The following is an 18,725-nucleotide window of genomic DNA, read 5'->3' as shown; positions in this document are numbered from 1 at the left end:
CGAGAAAAGTTTGACTTGCTCGGCTCAGGACTTAAAATACCGCATTCTGAATTTTTAGATTTGCCAAAGTTATGTCGAACGATCAATTAGACCAGCAAGTCGTGGAGCTGGAAAACTTAAGCGAGCACCGTGAAATCGTGACGTTTATGCGCCGCTCAATGCCGCTGAATACCTCTCAACGTACTGCGCTTGAACAATATGGTCACTTAATTTTGGAATATCCAGTCGGTGATTTGCGTCAGCACTTTGAACATCCTGAACGTCCTTTGACTGTAGAAATTGGTTTTGGTATGGGCCGTTCACTGGTATTGATGGCCAAAGCTAATCCTGAACGTAACTTTGTCGGAATTGAAGTCCATGTACCTGGAATTGCGCAGTGCGTGTATGAAGCAGGTATTGAAGGCCTAACGAACTTACGTGTGCTGGATGCTGATGCAATTCAGGTATTACGTGAAATGCCAGACAATAGTATTAATGCAGTTCAGTTATACTTCCCTGATCCATGGCAGAAAAAACGTCATTTTAAACGCCGCTTTGTTTCGCATGACCGTATGCCGCTGGTGGAGCAAAAGCTGGAGCTTGGCGGAACTTTCCATGCTGCAACGGACTGGGAACCGTATGCGGAATGGATGATAGAAGTATTGGAAGAACGTCCACGTCTGGAAAATCTGGCGGGCAAAGGCAATAGCTATCCTCGTCCGGAATGGCGTCCACAAACCAAGTTTGAACGTCGCGGCATTGAAGCCGGCCACAAGATTAATGATTTTATCTTCAAGAAAATTTCTTAATCCAAGATTCAAAAAAGCGCTGATTAATCAGCGCTTTTTTATGGGAAAAATTTTGCAATCCACTTATATAAAGACAAATGCACCCGAAATAACACTTAAGAAGAAAAATAGATTTTCATCTTTATACTATTTCCATTTTTTATTATTTTTTCTTTTCATTTTTCACCAAAATTAAAGAGGAAAAAGAATTGAGTATTTTATTTTAGACTAAAAAATCCGGCTCTTTTATTTTCGATGACGTTCTAGGATTTGCTGGCTCAACAACTGATAGACATTTTGCAAATCTTCCCGCTGCATATTGGCCAACATCTGCTGATGCATATGTAAAATATTCTGATCACCACGCATCGCTGGACCGGTCTGCATTTGTTTAGGATCATTCTGAGTGGCTTTATTGGCGGTTTCCAGTATTAAGGGATACAGCAAACTGAAATCGACCTGTTGTGCATCCACTACCTGCTTGGCCATGTCATAGCAATAATTGGCAAAGTTACAGGCAAATACCGCTGCAAGATGCAAACTGAGACGTTGACTAGAACTATAAGTATAAACACGATTGCTTAGGCTATTTGCCAATTCTAATAACAGGATTTGGTCCTGTTCATTCACCGCTTCAATAAACACTGGCGTCTGCTGCCAATTAATCTGGCGTTCCAGACTAAAGGTCTGTAAAGGATAAAATACGCCTGCACGCGCATGCACATTTTTCAGTAAATCGAGATGAGTGCTGCCAGAGGTATGTACGATCAGATTCTGCTGCAGATACGGATGAATCTTTTCAATGACGCTGACAATCGACTGATCACTGACCGCGATAATGACCAGATCCACCTCATGATCCAGCTGTTCAGGCTGAGCGATTGCCTGAGCGTTGAATTGCTCAGCCAGTTGCTGTGCTTTTTCTAGGGTTCGACTGTAGATCTGTACGATCTCATGTTGTGCTGACAATACCAGGGCAAGATGATATGCCACTCGCCCTGCCCCAATCATACTGATCCGCATCTGCTGTTCTTCCTGATAAATTACGCACAGCATGCCAATAAATAAAGATTGAGGCAATTAGCCTTGATGTTTCGAATAGACTTTAGAACTTTCGCAGGGTCAGAATCTGTTCACTTCGACCAAAAGGTCCATGAACATCATGCAGGATTCCGCTGGTTAAACCGATACCATCTTCACCATATTGCTGTACCACTTCCAGTCCCAGCCATTTACCCTGCGGCAGACGGTGCATATGAATCTGCAGGTCCAGATTCGGAAATCCCCAACCAGAATTCGGGTCTTGACGTGGCACGATGCCATTGGCCGTATCAACCATACCGAGCAAACGACTAAAATCTGTAGTGAGCTGTCCTTCCACCATGTCCAGCGAATTTCTCAGCCAGACAATCCCCTTGCCTGCACGATGGTCGGCATGTGCCCGAGTTTCAATACTCTGGATATAACCACCCGGCCAGCAACGCATACCCTCCCAAACAGGTAAATATTCTGGACTTTCAATCGGAAAGTCTTCCACTCCAGCAATGGCCTTGGTATCTGAAGTTAGCATTCTCCAGGCACGTGCCACAATGCAGGTTTTGCCATTGGCACACATTTCAGCCTCAACCAGTTCGATGGTTTTACCTGGACGGATCATGCGCGTAGTAATTGAAAATTCACCAAAGGCTATCAGGCCAAAAATATCCAGCCCGACCCGACCAATACGCATGTCAGCACGTGGCTGAAACTGTTCCAGTTCGACACACAGAATACCGGTGGCTGGCGCCATATGCTGCTCATGCGGATTCCATGCACCTTGTGCATGAATATTAGAACTATAACAGGCCGTGGTACTGCCATCTGCATGCTGTTCGCGCTGAATAAAACTGTAATATGCCGACATTGTTTTAATACTTCCCTGAATATTCTCTTAAACTTTAGAATTTGCAAAAAGTTCTTTGATCTTTATTTTCGTATCAAAAAGCCATAATAATTCATGATTTGACAATAAATCTTGCAATGTTTAAATCCGACTTTGGTTAAAAGTGCTGTAAAATTTTGTGCAGATAACAAGTGAAAATCCTGCTCCAAGCGTTCAATCATTTTTTCACTTTGCGCTAGGCTCAATCCTGTCTGTTGCGCTAGTTTCTGCATAATTTTGATGTTTTGCTGATCTTCGGGTTGCATCAGGTCATAGGTCAATGCAAGACCGTTGGTTTTAAGACACTGATGGATAGCCTGAAAAAATCCGTTTTTTTCGGAATTTGGAATGAAATGAGCCACCAGAATGGCCAATGCGGCATCGAAAGTATCCGGCTGATTCAAATCTTGAATCGTGCTTTGGATGAATTGCACCCTTTGTCGATCTATAGAATTCAGATTTTTACTAGCCTGTTTCAGCATGGCTGCTGATGGATCAATTGCAGTAAAGGTCCAGTCTGGATGTTGCTCTAATAAATACGACAATTCATAACCTGTTCCGCAACCCACTATTAATATATGTGCGGTTTCTGGGAGTTCAGTGCTGAGAATTGCTTCAATCTGCTGATGCACCAGTTCATAACCGGGAATCAGTTTACGGATATGATCGTCATAACTGGCGACCACGACTTCACTGTGAAAGTTTTTTGCCATATTTTACTCTGATTTTAGATGTTCAGTACATTCATGTATTTCTATTACCAGACCGTCGTGATCAGTAAATTCATTTACAGACATTTTAGAATCTTGCTAAATGTACAACCTCAAACTGCTAGATATATTGAACGTCCATTGCGCAGGTTTCTCGTTACTTTGACGGGGCAAAGTAACCAAACCCTTTTGTTTCACTGATATGGCATCCCTGCCATACAGTGAAACGGCGACATCCATGTCGCCGGGCTCTCTGATGAGTTGCTATTAATTGTTAGCTTTAGGATTAGTTCTAACGTAAAAAATAAAGTTTAAGCAATCTCTTTCAAGTTCAGCTCTTCACGCATAAATTCACGCAATTTGAACTTCTGCGCCTTCCCTGAAGCCGTCATTGGAAATTCCTGGAAGAAACGCACATAGCGCGGCACTTTATTGTGAGAAATATGCTCCTTACAATACTGACGGATGGTTTCTTCAGTACAAGGATCATTTTCATGCAGGATGATGCAGGCACAAAGTTCCTCACCATATTTATGGTCTGGCACCCCAATCACCTGTACATCTGAAACAGCCGGATGGGTATAAAGGAAATCTTCAATTTCTTTCGGGAACAGGTTTTCCCCTCCACGAATCACCACGTCCTTGATTCGGCCCTTGATTTTGACAAAGCCTTCATCATCCATTTCAGCGATATCACCGGTATGCATCCAGCGCGCCGCATCAATCACTTCCTGGGTTTTATCCTGATCTTCCCAATAACCGAGCATCACTGAATAACCACGTACACACAGCTCACCCAATTGGCCGCGTGGAACCACCTTGCCATTTTCATCGACAATTTTAACTTCCAGATGCGGATGTACCCGGCCAACCGTACTGACACGTTGCTCGACACTGTCTGCCGTTGAGCTTTGTGCACTGACGGGTGCGGTTTCAGTCATGCCATAACAAATCGTGATTTCAGACATATGCATACGTTCAATCACGCGCTGCATAATTTCCTGCGGGCATGGACTACCCGCCATAATCCCGGTACGCAAGCTGGATAGGTCAAATTCATCAAACTGCTCATGTTCCAGCACCGCAATAAACATAGTTGGTACGCCATAAGCCGCGGTACATTTTTCCTGCTGGATGGCTTTCAGGGTTTCTAGCGGATTAAATACAGCTGATGGATAGATCATGGCAGAACCATGCGTAATACAGGCCAGATTACCCATCACCATACCAAAGCAGTGAAATAAAGGAACTGAAATACAGACGCTGTCTTCTGGACCTAAATGAATCGCTTCACCGACAAAGTACCCGTTATTTAAAATATTATTATGGGTCAGCATGGTGCCTTTCGGATTGCCCGTAGTGCCCGAAGTAAACTGGATATTAATCGTTTCATCGAACTGCAATTCACTGGAGATCTGTTGCAGTTGTTCCAGCTCTTGGGCGCTTGGCGAGCTTAGTAAATCCTGAAAACGGTGGATACCGGTATGCTGCTGATCATCAATTTCAATCACATGCTTTAAATGCGGCAAGCGCTCTGCATTGAGGAATTTACTTTCAGTCTGCATCAGCTCAGGTGCAATTTTAGTCAGAATTTCCTGATAGTCCGTCGTCTTAAACTGCGCTGCAATCACCAGTCCCTTACAGGAGACCTTGTTTAGCACATATTCAAGCTCATTGCTTTTATAGGCCGGATTCAGGTTCACTAGAATAATGCCTGCCTTGAAGGCCGCAAACTGGGTAATGGTCCATTCCACACAGTTCGGCGACCAGATTGCCAGACGGTCACCTTTTTGCATACCTAGTTTCAGCAGCTGACAGGCAAAGGCATTGACCTGATCCTGTAGCTGCCGGTAACTGAGGCGTATGTTCTGATGCAAACTCACTACCGCATCACGTTCTGCATACTGCTCGCAAGCCTGATCAAATTTTTCACCAATCGTCATGCCCAACAAAGGCTGACTGCTGGTTCCATAGGCATAGCTTAACCGTACTTGTGTCATTGAATCGATCTCCTTGATTCTTTGTAATTCTGATTTTCAACTTTACTAATTGTTTTATGACCACGACGACCTTGTCTGTGTACCGGTTTTTTGTGTGTTTATGCTTGTAAATTTTCCTCCTGCCCACGTACTGCGTTGACACAAAAATCGGCAATCTGTTTGACAAAGTGATCCTTATACTTCTGATCAAACATGACATTTCGGGACGGATTTAAAGGTTCAATCACGACAAAGGTCATGGCACCAACCACACCTAATGCTGCCGTATTCAAATCTTCAAATTCGAATTTTCCATTGACCTTGCCTTCGGCCAGAATTTCCTTAATGCTCTGCTTAAGCAGCTGCTTACTGCGAAAACGCTCATGTTCCATTTCCGGATCAACCGGTTCGAACATCAGTGAATACGCCAATTGGGGGCTATTCATGGCACGCTTGACAAAAGTTGTAACAGATTTTTGCAATTTCAGTTTTGGCGATAAATCTGACTCGGCAATATGGTTCAGAATTCCGACTTCATGCTGAATCGCGGCCGACAAAACCTCAATTAAAATCTGGCTTTTGCTTTCGAAATATCGATAGACCAGCCCTGTAGAAACGCCTGCGCGTTCTGCAATCGCCTGAATCGATGCCTCCTTCAAGCCCCCTTGAATAATCAGTTCACGAGCAGATTCCAAAATCGACAGGCGATTTTGTTCCATTCGTTCCTGCATCAATGATGATCTTTTATAACTCATAAAATTAATCTCAACAAGATAAAATGAATTGTAAATCATTTTGTGAATATAGATTCACTTTTTTATTTTTTCGTTGTATGTTAAAACCACAAGCACAACAACAATGCTTTTTTGGACACAACAAATATAACCTCAGGATGGATGAAGAATGAATTTACAAAGCTTGGATTTCGGTTTGGATGAAACTCTAATAGCGCTTCGTGATTCAGTGGCCGCATTTTGCGCCAAAGAAATTACCCCGATTGCTCAACAGGTTGACCGTGACAACGAGTTCCCTGCTCACCTTTGGAAAAAATTTGGCGAGATGGGCCTGCTCGGGCTGACAGTCAGTGAGGAATATGGCGGTTCAAATTTTGGTTATCTGGCGCACATCATTGCCATGCAGGAAATTTCCCGTGCTTCTGCATCCATTGGGCTGTCCTATGGCGCACATTCTAACCTATGTGTAAACCAAATTAAGCGAAATGGTACTGAAGAACAGAAACAGCGTTATCTGCCTAAACTGATTTCAGGTGAATATGTCGGTGCCTTGGCAATGTCTGAACCGAATGCAGGCTCGGATGTGGTGAGCATGAAACTGAAAGCAGAAGACAAAGGCGATCACTACCTGTTGAATGGTTCAAAAATGTGGATCACCAATGGTGGCGATGCCGATGTCCTGGTGGTCTATGCAAAAACCGATTTGCAAGCCGGTGCCAAAGGCATGACTGCATTTCTGGTTGAGAAAAATATGCCAGGTTTTAGCCACGGCACCCATTTGGACAAACTCGGCATGCGTGGTTCAAACACTTATCCGCTGTTTTTTGACAATGTTGAAGTTCCGAAAGAAAACGTCATGGGCGGCGTCGGTAATGGCACCAAGGTCTTGATGAGTGGTCTGGACTATGAGCGTGCTGTATTGAGTGCTGGCCCACTGGGGATTATGGATGCCTGTATGGATACCGTGATTCCATATATTCATGACCGTAAACAGTTTGGTCAGGCGCTGGGCGAATTCCAGTTAATGCAAGGCAAAATTGCCGACATGTATTCGACCTGGCTAGCCTGTAAGGCACTGGTTTATGCGGTCGGTGCTGAATGTGACAAAGCTGAGCATAGCCGTAGCCTGCGTAAAGATGCTGCCAGTGCCATTTTATATGCTGCTGAAAAAGCGACCTGGATGGCAGGAGAAACCATTCAGACTTTAGGTGGTAACGGTTATATCAACGAATTTGCTGCCGGCCGTTTATGGCGTGATGCCAAACTGTATGAAATTGGCGCCGGTACTTCAGAAATCCGCCGCATGCTGATTGGCCGTGAACTTTTCAACGAAACAGCCTAAACCTTAACACTTAGAATAAAACAAGGATGTTGGTCATGAATCAGTTATCGAGCAAAATCAATATACGTAGTGAAGAGTTTAAAACCAACCAGACTGCCATGCTGCAACTGGTGGATGACCTAAAACAGAAAGTTGAAAAAATTGCTTTGGGTGGTGGCGAAACTGCCCGTCAAAAACATCTGGACCGTGGCAAATTACTCCCCCGTGAACGGATTAATCATTTAATTGATCCAGGCACAGCTTTTTTGGAAATTGGTCAGCTGGCTGCCTATCAGGTGTATCAGGATGATGTTCCTGCCGCAGGTGTGGTCGCTGGTGTTGGTCAGGTCAAGGGTGTGACCTGCATGATCATCGCCAATGATGCTACGGTGAAAGGCGGTACTTATTATCCATTAACAGTGAAAAAGCATTTACGTGCCCAGGAAATTGCCGAACAGAACCATCTGACTTGTATTTATCTGGTGGATTCAGGCGGTGCATATTTGCCTTTACAGGATGAAGTATTTCCAGACCGCGATCACTTCGGCCGTATTTTCTACAATCAGGCACGTATGTCGAGCCAAGGTATCGCCCAAATTGCAGTGGTGATGGGCAGCTGTACTGCAGGCGGTGCTTATGTGCCTGCCATGTCAGATGAAACCATTATTGTCCGCAATCAGGGCACCATTTTCCTAGGCGGCCCTCCTCTAGTTAAGGCAGCTACTGGTGAAGTGGTGTCCAGTGAGGATCTCGGTGGTGGTGATGTGCATACCCGTTTGTCTGGCGTGGCTGATCATCTGGCTGAAAACGATGAACATGCACTTGCGATTGCCCGCAACATCGTGGCCAACCTGAACAAAAAGCCAAACAAGACCGCAGATGAAATCGAAGCGCCGCTGTTTGACAGTTCGGAACTGTACGGCATTGTGCCGAGTGACGCGCGCAAGCCTTTTGATATCCGTGAAGTGATAGCGCGTATTGTCGATGGCTCACGTTTTGACGAGTTCAAGGCACGTTTCGGCACTACCCTGGTGACCGGTTTTGCCAAGCTCTATGGCATGCCGGTCGGGATTATTGCCAATAATGGCATTCTATTTTCCGAGTCTGCCCAAAAAGGCGCACATTTTATTGAACTGTGTACCCAGCGCAATATTCCGCTGATTTTCCTGCAAAATATTACCGGGTTTATGGTCGGCCGCCAGTATGAAAATGAAGGCATTGCCAAAAATGGTGCTAAGCTGGTGATGGCCGTCGCCAATGCCAATGTACCGAAACTGACTCTAGTGATTGGCGGTTCTTTTGGTGCAGGCAACTATGGTATGTGTGGACGCGCTTACTCGCCACGCTTTATGTGGACCTGGCCAAACTCGCGTATTTCAGTGATGGGCGGTGAACAGGCCTCCAGCGTCTTGTCGACCTTAAAACGTGACCAGATTGAGCAAAAAGGCGGAACTTGGTCAGCTGAAGAAGAAGACCAGTTTAAACAACCAATCCGTGACCAATACGAACGCCAAGGCCACCCTTATTATGCGTCTTCGCGTTTATGGGATGATGGTGTGATTGATCCAGCGCAATCGCGTGAAGTCTTGGCCTTGAGTCTGGCTGCGGCACTGAATGCGCCCATCCAGCCAACCAAATTCGGCGTGTTCCGCATGTAAGGGGTGACAAAATGACATATCAATTTTTACAGCTCGAACAGCAGGATCAGGTCGCGACAGTCTGGATTAACCGTGCCGAACTGCACAATGCTTTTAATACCCAGGTGATTGAAGAACTGCATGCCTGTTTCCGGTCTTTAAATGACCATGATGATGTGCGTGTGGTGATTTTGGCAGGCCGAGGCAAGAGTTTCTCTGCTGGCGCGGATCTGAACTGGATGAAACAGGCAGGTCAGGCATCACAGGCAGACAACGAAGCGGATGCTCTCAAACTGGCAAAAATGCTGCAAAGTCTGGCGACCTTAAAACAGCCAACCATTGCCCGGGTACACGGCATTGCCTTTGGTGGCGGCATGGGGCTGGCCTCAGCCTGTGATATTTGTGTGGCCAGTACAGATGCCAAGTTTGCCACTTCCGAGGTTCGCTTAGGTCTGGCACCTTCGACCATCAGCCCTTATGTGATTCGTGCGATTGGTGCCCGTCAGGCCTCACGTTATTTCCTGACCGCCGAGCGGATTACTGCTGAACAGGCCAAAAGCATTGGTCTTGCGCATGAAGTTACTACACCAGAACAGCTCGACAGCAAAATTGATGAAATTGTGGAAGCACTTTTACTGGGTGGTCCTGCTGCACAGAGCGCATCGAAACAGTTGATCCAACTGGTTGACCAACAGGTTTTGACCGAAGATTTACTGCTTAAAACAGCACAGCATATTGCCCATATTCGCCAGGGAGATGAGGCGAAAAATGGACTGAATGCATTTTTGAACAAACAAAGCCCGGCCTGGATCAAGACCACGGCATAACAACAAGAAGGATCCTACGATGTTTGAAAAGATTTTAATTGCCAACCGTGGTGAAATTGCCTGCCGTGTCATTCGTACAGCGAAGAAATTAGGTATTGCTACTGTTGCCGTCTACTCCGATGCCGATGCACTATCACAACATGTCAAACTGGCCGATGAAGCGATCTATATTGGTGAATCGCCAGCAGCACAAAGTTATTTGCAAATTGATCGCATTATTCAGGCAGCCAAAAACACTGGTGCCCAGGCGATTCACCCCGGTTATGGTTTCCTGTCCGAAAATGACCAGTTTGCCTTGGCCTGTCAGGACAACAATATTGTCTTTATTGGCCCGCCAGTCGATGCCATTCTGGCAATGGGTCTAAAGGCCACCTCTAAAGCGCTGATGGAAAAAGCCGGTGTGCCTCTAACCCCCGGCTATCATGGGACCAATCAGGATGCCGACTTCCTGAAACAGCAGGCAGACAATATTGGCTATCCGGTACTGATCAAGGCCAGTGCCGGCGGTGGCGGTAAAGGCATGCGTCTGGTGGAACGCAGCGAAGATTTTCTTAGCTCGCTTGCTTCATGCAAGAGTGAAGCACGTTCAAGTTTTGGCAATGAAGACGTTCTGATTGAACGTTATGTGATTCAGCCACGTCATATTGAAGTGCAGGTGTTTGGTGATACCCACGGCAATTATGTACATCTGTTCGAACGTGATTGCTCGGTACAGCGTCGCCATCAGAAAGTGTTGGAAGAAGCGCCTGCACCGAAAATGCCGGAAGACAAACTGGAGGCGATGCGTCAGGCGGCAATCGATGCTGCGCGTGCAGTAAATTATGTCGGTGCCGGTACAGTCGAGTTTATCGTGGAGCAAGACGGCACAGCTTACTTCATGGAAATGAACACCCGTCTTCAGGTTGAACATCCGGTCACTGAAATGATTACCGGACAGGATCTGGTGGAATGGCAACTGCGCGTGGCTTTTGGTGAGCCTTTACCAAAGCAGCAGTATGAATTACAGATTCATGGACATGCACTCGAAGCCCGTGTCTATGCCGAAGAACCGGAAAAAGGCTTTATTCCTGCGATTGGTCAGATCAGCTACCTGCATTATCCGGAGCAAAGTGACTGTGTACGTGTCGATAGCGGTATTGTCGAGGGCGACGAGATCAGCACTTATTATGATCCGATGATTGCCAAACTGATTGTCTGGGGCAAAAACCGTGAAGCAGCCCTAACCCAGATGCACCATGCACTGGGTCAGTTCCATGTCGATGGTCTGGGTAACAATATTGCTTTTCTAGATCGCCTAGTGCTGTGTGACTCGTTTAAAAATGCACATTTAGATACCGGCCTGATTCAACGTGAAGAAGAATTTCTGCTCAAACCTTCTGCGGATATCCGTGCCGAACTGGTAGTTAGTGCCGCACTGATTGAGCTCCTGGCACGTCAAGCACAGAATCCCGCTCCAAGCAATCCGGTATGGCAGCAGCAAGCATTCTGGCGCCTAAACCAGCAAAATAGCCATACAGTGCAATTACAACGCAATGGCATCAACCTGAAAGTTCAGTTCCGCACTCAGGATCAAGGCTTTGTCGCCAGCTATAACGGTCAGCAAATTCAAATTCAGGGTCAGCTCGTCGATGCCCATACTTTAGCGTTACAACTGGCGGGTAAACAGCAAAAACTGGCTTTTAGCCAGACTGAGCAAGGCATTACCCTATTCCAGAATGGTCAAAGCTATAAGTTCAATTACCTGAAGTCTGATTTTAATAATCAGGATGAGCAAGGCACGGAAAATAATCTGATCGCACCAATGCCAGGTGTCATTACCCAGGTGCTGGTCGCAGCCAATGACAAAGTCAAGAAAGATGATGTGCTGATGACGCTGGAAGCCATGAAGATCGAATACTCGATTCGCGCACCGCATGACGGCATCATCGCAAGCTCATATTTCCAGAAGGGTGATCAGGTTAAAGCCGGTGATGAACTGGTCGAGTTCCAGCCGCTGGCGGAGGAAGTGGCATGACGGATTTTGTCAAAATCGTAGAAGTCGGGCCACGCGATGGCCTGCAAAATGAAAAAACACCTTTGACATTGGATGACCGGAAAAACCTGATTTTGGACCTGATGAAAACCGGTCTACAGTCCATCGAAGTCGGCTCCTGCGTTTCAGCCAAATGGGTACCGCAAATGGCAGACAGTGATGTGCTCTTTGCCAGCCTACCTCAAGATCCAAATATTCAGTTCAGTCTGCTGACCCCAAATCTGAAAGGTTTTGAATCGGCACTGGCTGTGGGTTGCAAGGAAGTGGCAGTATTTACCGCTGCTTCTGAAAGCTTTACCCGCAAAAACATCAACTGCTCGATTGATGAAAGTTTTGAGAAGTTTGCCGATGTGATGTCAGCCGCCAAAGCCAATGACATCAAGGTACGCGGTTATGTCTCCTGTATGGTGGACTGTCCTTATGAAGGTGCGATTGATCCCAAGCAGGTGGTGAAAGTCACGCAGCGTTTGCTGGAGATGGGCTGCTATGAAGTGTCGTTGGGTGAAACCATTGGCACGGCCACCCCAGACCGGGTTAAATACGTCTGGGAAGCTTGTTTGGCTGAACTTGATGCCAAAGTGCTGGCCGGTCATTTCCATAATACCTACGGCATGGCGATTGCCAATATTTATCAGTCACTGTTGCAAGGCATTCGGGTCTTTGACTCCTCCATTGCTGGACTGGGTGGCTGTCCTTATGCCCAAGGTGCATCTGGCAATGTCTCGACCGAAGACCTGTATTACCTGCTCTCGAATATGGGCTTTGAAACCGGTATTCAGCTGGATGCACTGATGCAGGCCAGTCGTAATATCAGTGAAGTCTTGCAGCGCAATAATCCATCCAATTATGCCAATGCCTACTGGCAAAAAGCCTGTGCTTAACAATAATCATGCTTGAGCAAAATAAACTTAAGCAACCCATAAGGATATAAACAGCAGATTTAAGTCTGCTGTAATAACAATAGAGGTGACAAGATGTCAAACAAGGTTTATGACAGCGCTCAATCCGCCTTAAAGGATGTGGTGCAAGATGGTCATACTCTGGCTGTCGGTGGTTTCGGCCTATGTGGTATTCCAGAAGCTTTGATCACGGCCCTAAAAGAAACTGGTGCCAAAAATTTGACCTGTATTTCCAATAATGCCGGTGTAGACGGCTTCGGTCTGGGGCTTTTACTGGAAACAAAACAGATTAAAAAAATGATCTCCTCTTATGTCGGTGAAAACAAGGAATTCGAACGTCAATATTTAAATGGCGAACTGGAAGTTGAGCTGACCCCACAGGGTACACTGGCAGAAAAATTACGTGCTGGCGGTGCCGGTATTCCGGCTTTTTATACGGCGACGGGTGTCGGAACCGTGATCGCTGAAGGTAAGGATGTCCGTGAATTTAATGGCAAGTCTTACATTCTGGAAGAATCTTTAACAGCTGATGTTGCTCTGGTTAAAGCCTATAAGGCCGATAAAGCCGGCAACCTGATTTTCCGTAAAACCGCCCAGAACTTTAATCCGGTCTGTGCCATGGCCGGCAAAATTACCATTGCTGAAGTCGAAGAGATTGTCGAAATTGGCGTGCTGGATCCGGACGAAATCCATCTTCCGGGAATTTATGTGAACCGGATAGTCCTGAATGCTCAACCGGAAAAACGTATTGAACAGATGACTTTAAAGGCGGAGGCTTGATCATGGCTTGGACACGTAATGAAATGGCGCAGCGCGCGGCACAAGAGCTTGAAGATGGTTTCTACGTCAATCTAGGGATTGGCCTGCCGACGCTAGTCGCGAACTATATTCCGGAAAATATCAATGTCTGGCTGCAGTCGGAAAATGGCCTGCTGGGGATTGGCGAATTTCCAACCGAGGAGACAGTGGATGCCGACCTGATCAATGCCGGTAAACAGACGGTTACCGCGCGTAAAGGTGCTTCATTTTTCTCAAGTGCCGACTCCTTTGCCATGATCCGTGGCGGTCATGTCAATATTGCCATTCTGGGTGCTATGGAAGTGTCCGAAACTGGTGATCTGGCCAACTGGATGATTCCAGGCAAAAAGGTCAAAGGCATGGGCGGTGCCATGGATCTGGTCGCGGGTGTACAAAAGGTCGTGGTCTTGATGGAACACTGCGCCAAAGATGGTACACCTAAGATAGTTCCAGAATGTAGTCTGCCGCTGACCGGCCAGGCTGTGGTGAACCGGATTATTACCGATCTCGGTGTACTGGATGTTACTCCTGATGGAATTCGACTGGTTGAACTGGCACCAGAGGTAAGTTTTGAAGAGATTCAAAAAGTCACGGGGGTAGCGCTACTACGTAACGCTGCCTGATCCAGCCAGCCCTTAAGAATGAAGCATCTTAAGGGCTTTTTTATATATAGCTGTTTCATTTCAAAATAATAATCGCAGAATAAATGGATTTTAATCATGCAAACTCAACAAAATATTTTGCAGCGCTTCGCCTTGCGCGTCAGCGACTGGTCTGAAAAATGGTTTCCGGATTCTTATATTTTTGCCCTGCTTGGCGTCATCATTGTGGCGATTGCCGCCATCGGAATTGGTGCACCCGCACAGGATGTCGCGATTTCCTTTGGAGACGGCTTCTGGAGCCTGATTCCCTTTACCTTGCAGATGTGCATGCTGATCGTGGTCGGTTATGTGGTTTCCGTATCTAAGCCTGTCCAGCTTCTGATCCAGAAAATGGCGCGCCTGCCGCATTCCGGTCGTGGTGCGATTGTCCTGGTCGCCACGGTCAGCCTGTTAATTTCCTTAATTAACTGGGCCATGAGTACCGTACTGACTGCACTTCTAGTGATTGCACTGGCACAGCGTAAAGAGCTTAACATGGATTACCGCGCCGCTGCGGCTGCCGCGATTATCGGGATGGGTGCGACCTGGGCACTGGGCATCAGTTCTTCAGCTGCACAGTTACAGGCCAATAAAAGCAGTCTGCCTGAACCGATTTATAATCTGACGGGCGTGATCCCATTTACCGAGACTATTTTCCTGCCGCAATCCATGATCATGACGGCGGTACTGATTGTAGCTTCAATTGCAATTGCTTACTGGTCAGCTCCTAAAGGCTCTGACATTAAAACCATTGAACACTTCCCGATTCAGATTGAAGAAGAAAAAACGGAAGTATCTGCCGAAAAAAGACCGGGGGATTGGCTGGAAAATTCACCCATTTTAAGCATTCTGATTGTGATTCTGGGCGCAGTCTGGATGTTTAACGAATTTTCCAAAAGCAATCCGATTCTGGCCATTTCCAGCTTAAATACCTATAACTTTATCTTTCTGATTTTGGGCGTGGCCTTGCACGGTACACCACGAAATTTTCTGAATGCAGTTTCAAAGGCCGTTCCGGCTATTTCAGGGGTACTGATCCAGTTTCCACTGTATGGCAGTATTGCCTTTATGATGACCAATGCGCTAAACCCGGCCGATCTGTCCTTGTCACATTACATTGCCGAGTTCTTTGTTTCCATTGCCTCACAGGAAACCTTTGCCATTGTGATGGGCTTATACTCGGCGATTCTGGGTTTCTTTATTCCATCCGGTGGAGGCAAATGGATTATCGAAGCACCCTATGTGATGCAGGCTGCGCATGACCTGAAAGTGCATCTGGGCTGGTCGGTGCAGATTTATAATGCGGCAGAAGCCTTGCCCAACCTGATTAATCCATTCTTTATGTTGCCGATGTTGGGTATCCTGAAACTGAAAGCTAAAGATGTGATTGGATTCACGGTGACCCAGCTGATTTTCCATCTGCCTTTGGTACTGTTCCTGCTCTGGTTCCTAGGAAGAACGCTGACCTACAGCCCGCCGGTATTTTCTTAATTCAAAACAATAAAAAAGGACGAAAATTCGTCCTTTTTTATTTAGGCCGCTCTCTTAATTTCCTGTCTTCTCAACTACACCTTCATCATCTACTTCACGTACAATTCCCGTTTCGGTATTCACGACCTCAAAGGTCACGCGACGATTCTGAAACTGTCCGGCAGGTGTGGCATTGGGTTCAACCGGCTGATCCTCTCCCATGCCAACTGCCTGTAACTGTGCAGGATTGACCCCTTTTCCAACGAGATAACTGGTAATCGCTTGAGCTCGTTGCACAGACAGCACCTTATTTTCTGCTTCACTACCCTGAGCATCGGCATGTCCTGTAACCTTCAGAATGACATGCGGTGCTCGTTGCAATAATGCAGCAGCCTGATCCAGCACCAATTTATTGACCTCGGGAACTTCAGTCGATGCCGTATCAAAATTAATGATCTGTAAATTCAGTGCAGTCGCCACATCCAGCGCTTTAACATTATCGGTCTTGATACTGGCCAAGGCTTGTTCTGCCTCACTATTGGCGGTATTAATCACGTCACTTCTATTGAGCGGCTGCTGGGTCACCACTGTGACATTTTTGGCCAGACTACGAATTTGTGCTGCCAGACGCTCGGCCTCTGCATTGGTTGCTGCACGCACTGAAACCTGATTGCCAATCCAGTCAAGTGACACATTTGGCATTCCCTGCATTGTTCTCAACACAGTCGGAATAGTATCCTGATCAATAAATTCTGAATGATAAACCTCACTGCTCAGCGCACCACAACCAATATTATAATTAAAGATCTGTTTGATCTCATTTTGTAGAATTTCCATATACTGCGGATTATTCAGCTGTAATTGGCAACTGACAATTTCGCCATTACTGCCGGTACTTAATCGCAAGGATGCAGGCTGAGCTGCAGCAACTTCACTGGTCGCTTGGGTATTTGAATCTTCAACCTCATCCTGCATGCAGCTACGAACCAGAAACAGGATCAAACCCGCTAAGATCAGAAAAATAATAAACGGCCATAAAAAGCCGGTTTTTCTCTCTTCCTGAACAATGATGGTCTGCTCCGCCAATACAGGCTCCTGATTTAAATTCTGCCCTGCCAAGGGTGAAACTCCTAGCGCTGCCAGAATAGGGCCAGCCCAAACGGGTAATGTACGCTGAATCGAATCGGCGTGGGTTTCCAGCAAATGGCTAATCGCTTCCGGACTCGAAGCACCTGCTTCGGTCTGTAAAAAATTCATGGTCGGTACAATTGACCGGTTCAAGGTATGTTCTATTTCGTCTTGCGGTGCGCTCTGATCGAGTTGATTTAGAAACTGCTGCTTGAGTGCCGGGTTTGCATTGAATAATTCATGGATTTTTGGATTGAGTTGCTGACCAAGATTTTCAATCCAGGCGGGACGTGAACGTAATATACTTAAAAAGATGGGATAGAATTGAGCCAAAGCTTGATCTTTGGCAAATAAATGCTCGGTTTCACCTTGAAGCACAATCGCCGTAACATCGCTTTTTAAGCGTTCTATAAAGTCTATATTCATAATCGTCACCATTCTTTTGATTTTTCTAATGTTTAATATTTAATCAGTGTAACGATCCCCATTTTTTTAAAATGTAAATAATTGTATGAATATCATAAAGTTTCACTATTTTTATTGAGTACTCATTTTACCAACACAAAATTTAAAAAATAAAAAAAGCCAGCCGAAGCTGACTTTTATAAAATTGGGATCACTTAAGCAGCAAAAGTTTGAACCACTTTACCCAGCACTTTTTGATTAATTAACGGGGTATTTTTACCTTGTGACACGATACTTTCTTTATTCAGGGTCCATTCCAGTTCCGGATCTAGCAACACCCAGCCTGATTCATTTATCCATCGATCTGCCATTTGTGCAACACGTGCCGGAGCTAAGGTCACTTTTTCCACCCATTCCAGTGGAGTCAACAATCCCTCACGAATCAGTTGCAGACCAAAAGGTACATAGGTATCAAAAGCAGTGAAACCTGGCTGCGTTTCAGCAAACGGCGCCATTTTCGCAGAGCTGCTTAGTGGTTCATGATGAGTACAGATCGCATCAATCACGCCTGATTTCACACCTTGGCGCAATAATTCTTTGTCCTGTTCAGAACGAAGCGGCGGACGTACATGTGCCAGTGAATTAAATCCATCAATCAAATGATCGGTCAGATGTAACTGATGCATGGCCACATCACAGGTCACTGGCAAGCCTTTTTCCTTGGCAATACGGATCAATTCGACTGATGCACCGCAAGACAACAGACCAAAGTGTGCTCGTACTTTGGTTGATTCAATCATCAACAGATATTTGGCAATCGCCACGGTTTCAGCCAGTGCCGGAATCATCGGCAAGCCCTGACGTGATGCAATAAAACCTTCATGCACACAGCCGTCTTTGGCGATTTGTGGTTCTTCGGCATAGAACACCACCGTCAGGTCTAAACCTGCAGCATATTCAAGTGTACGTAATACCACATCATCATTGGCAAACGGCGCACTGGCATTGGAAACCGCAGTACAACCACCCTTTTTCAAGCCCGCCATATTTGCCGGTTGTTGACCATTTAAGCCTTGGGTTTGTGCACCAATCACTTGAAGATAGATACCACCATCCAGCATGGCTTTTTCAACTAGGCCGTGAATCAATGCACCATTATCTTGTACGATTGGCTTTGAATCAGGTGGCGTAAACACGTGCAAAATACCATTTTCACGTGCCGCTTTCCCTTCAGACTTAAGTGTACCGTGTTGCTGTTGACCGGGTTCACGTAAACGCGCACACAGGTCAACCATGGTTGGCATCAACCATTTGCCTTGACCATCTATCGTTTCAGAGACATCCGCTGTTTCTGCAACGAGTTTTCCATTTTCCAGATACACGGTCTGGATAGAATTAGTGTTTTGGATTGGATCAAGAACACGGACATTTTCAATTTTTACAATAGTCATGACTT

Annotated in this window: 16 protein-coding genes; 9 read left to right on the top strand and 7 right to left on the bottom strand. The window is 46.0% G+C overall.

Annotated features, from left to right (window positions below):
* Window positions 1-71 precede the first annotated feature (71 nt).
* Window positions 72-788, top strand: coding sequence for a tRNA (guanosine(46)-N7)-methyltransferase TrmB (trmB, locus tag FTT86_RS01480; protein WP_004280110.1), 717 nt, complete (start codon window positions 72-74; stop codon window positions 786-788).
* Between the two features lie 225 nt (window positions 789-1,013).
* On the opposite strand, the gene FTT86_RS01475 is transcribed toward trmB, so the two are convergent.
* The 5 genes from FTT86_RS01475 to FTT86_RS01455 all read right to left on the bottom strand — a co-directional run bounded on the left by FTT86_RS01475 (window position 1,014) and on the right by FTT86_RS01455 (window position 6,132).
* On the bottom strand, window positions 1,014-1,790 hold the full coding sequence (locus FTT86_RS01475) for a Rossmann-like and DUF2520 domain-containing protein (protein ID WP_071850373.1): 777 nt from the start codon (window positions 1,788-1,790) through the stop codon (window positions 1,014-1,016).
* An 82-nt stretch (window positions 1,791-1,872) separates the two neighbouring features.
* Window positions 1,873-2,670, bottom strand: coding sequence for a thioesterase family protein (locus FTT86_RS01470; protein ID WP_071850346.1), 798 nt, complete (start codon window positions 2,668-2,670; stop codon window positions 1,873-1,875).
* A gap of 62 nt (window positions 2,671-2,732) precedes the next feature.
* Window positions 2,733-3,401: a class I SAM-dependent methyltransferase gene (locus FTT86_RS01465; RefSeq protein ID WP_071850347.1), complete on the bottom strand. Its 669-nt coding sequence runs from the start codon at window positions 3,399-3,401 to the stop codon at window positions 2,733-2,735.
* 308 nt (window positions 3,402-3,709) lie between these two features.
* Window positions 3,710-5,398: an AMP-binding protein gene (locus FTT86_RS01460; protein ID WP_071850348.1), complete on the bottom strand. Its 1,689-nt coding sequence runs from the start codon at window positions 5,396-5,398 to the stop codon at window positions 3,710-3,712.
* A gap of 98 nt (window positions 5,399-5,496) precedes the next feature.
* Window positions 5,497-6,132: a TetR/AcrR family transcriptional regulator gene (locus FTT86_RS01455; RefSeq protein ID WP_071850349.1), complete on the bottom strand. Its 636-nt coding sequence runs from the start codon at window positions 6,130-6,132 to the stop codon at window positions 5,497-5,499.
* A 148-nt stretch (window positions 6,133-6,280) separates the two neighbouring features.
* Here FTT86_RS01455 and FTT86_RS01450 point away from each other — a divergent pair, with 148 nt between their 5' ends.
* The 8 genes from FTT86_RS01450 to FTT86_RS01415 all read left to right on the top strand — a co-directional run bounded on the left by FTT86_RS01450 (window position 6,281) and on the right by FTT86_RS01415 (window position 15,757).
* The gene (locus tag FTT86_RS01450; protein WP_004646592.1) at window positions 6,281-7,453 is read left to right on the top strand and encodes an isovaleryl-CoA dehydrogenase; all 1,173 of its coding nucleotides are present in this window, start codon (window positions 6,281-6,283) and stop codon (window positions 7,451-7,453) included.
* Window positions 7,454-7,488: 35 nt separating this feature from the next.
* Complete coding sequence (locus FTT86_RS01445; RefSeq protein ID WP_004646591.1) at window positions 7,489-9,090, top strand: carboxyl transferase domain-containing protein; 1,602 nt, start codon at window positions 7,489-7,491, stop codon at window positions 9,088-9,090.
* An 11-nt stretch (window positions 9,091-9,101) separates the two neighbouring features.
* On the top strand, window positions 9,102-9,896 hold the full coding sequence (locus FTT86_RS01440) for an enoyl-CoA hydratase/isomerase family protein (RefSeq protein WP_004646590.1): 795 nt from the start codon (window positions 9,102-9,104) through the stop codon (window positions 9,894-9,896).
* 19 nt (window positions 9,897-9,915) lie between these two features.
* Window positions 9,916-11,910, top strand: coding sequence for an acetyl/propionyl/methylcrotonyl-CoA carboxylase subunit alpha (locus FTT86_RS01435; RefSeq protein WP_180180415.1), 1,995 nt, complete (start codon window positions 9,916-9,918; stop codon window positions 11,908-11,910).
* Complete coding sequence (locus FTT86_RS01430) at window positions 11,907-12,809, top strand: hydroxymethylglutaryl-CoA lyase (RefSeq protein ID WP_180180414.1); 903 nt, start codon at window positions 11,907-11,909, stop codon at window positions 12,807-12,809. Before FTT86_RS01435 ends, FTT86_RS01430 begins: the two co-directional genes overlap by 4 nt.
* A 93-nt stretch (window positions 12,810-12,902) precedes the next feature.
* Window positions 12,903-13,607 carry a CoA transferase subunit A gene (locus FTT86_RS01425; RefSeq protein WP_004729993.1) on the top strand — a complete coding sequence of 235 codons (705 nt, stop codon included), beginning with the start codon at window positions 12,903-12,905 and terminating at the stop codon, window positions 13,605-13,607.
* Between the two features lie 2 nt (window positions 13,608-13,609).
* A complete protein-coding gene (locus FTT86_RS01420; protein ID WP_004646586.1) occupies window positions 13,610-14,248 on the top strand; it encodes a CoA transferase subunit B in 639 nt (212 codons plus the stop codon).
* A 96-nt stretch (window positions 14,249-14,344) separates the two neighbouring features.
* Complete coding sequence (locus FTT86_RS01415) at window positions 14,345-15,757, top strand: short-chain fatty acid transporter (RefSeq protein ID WP_004280129.1); 1,413 nt, start codon at window positions 14,345-14,347, stop codon at window positions 15,755-15,757.
* Window positions 15,758-15,811: 54 nt separating this feature from the next.
* Here the strand turns inward: FTT86_RS01415 and FTT86_RS01410 are convergent, their stop codons facing one another.
* Window positions 15,812-17,302 (bottom strand): OmpA family protein, encoded by a 1,491-nt coding sequence (locus tag FTT86_RS01410; protein WP_180180413.1) that lies wholly within the window; start codon window positions 17,300-17,302, stop codon window positions 15,812-15,814.
* Between the two features lie 182 nt (window positions 17,303-17,484).
* Window positions 17,485-18,720, bottom strand: coding sequence for a dihydroorotase (locus FTT86_RS01405; protein ID WP_071850357.1), 1,236 nt, complete (start codon window positions 18,718-18,720; stop codon window positions 17,485-17,487).
* Between the last annotated feature and the right edge of the window lie 5 nt (window positions 18,721-18,725).

The sequence above is a fragment of the Acinetobacter sp. YH01021 genome, assembly GCF_013420255.1.
Taxonomy (GTDB): Bacteria; Pseudomonadota; Gammaproteobacteria; order Pseudomonadales; family Moraxellaceae; genus Acinetobacter.
Note: the sequence above shows the minus strand (reverse complement) of the source record. Positions and strands in the feature narration are given on the sequence as shown.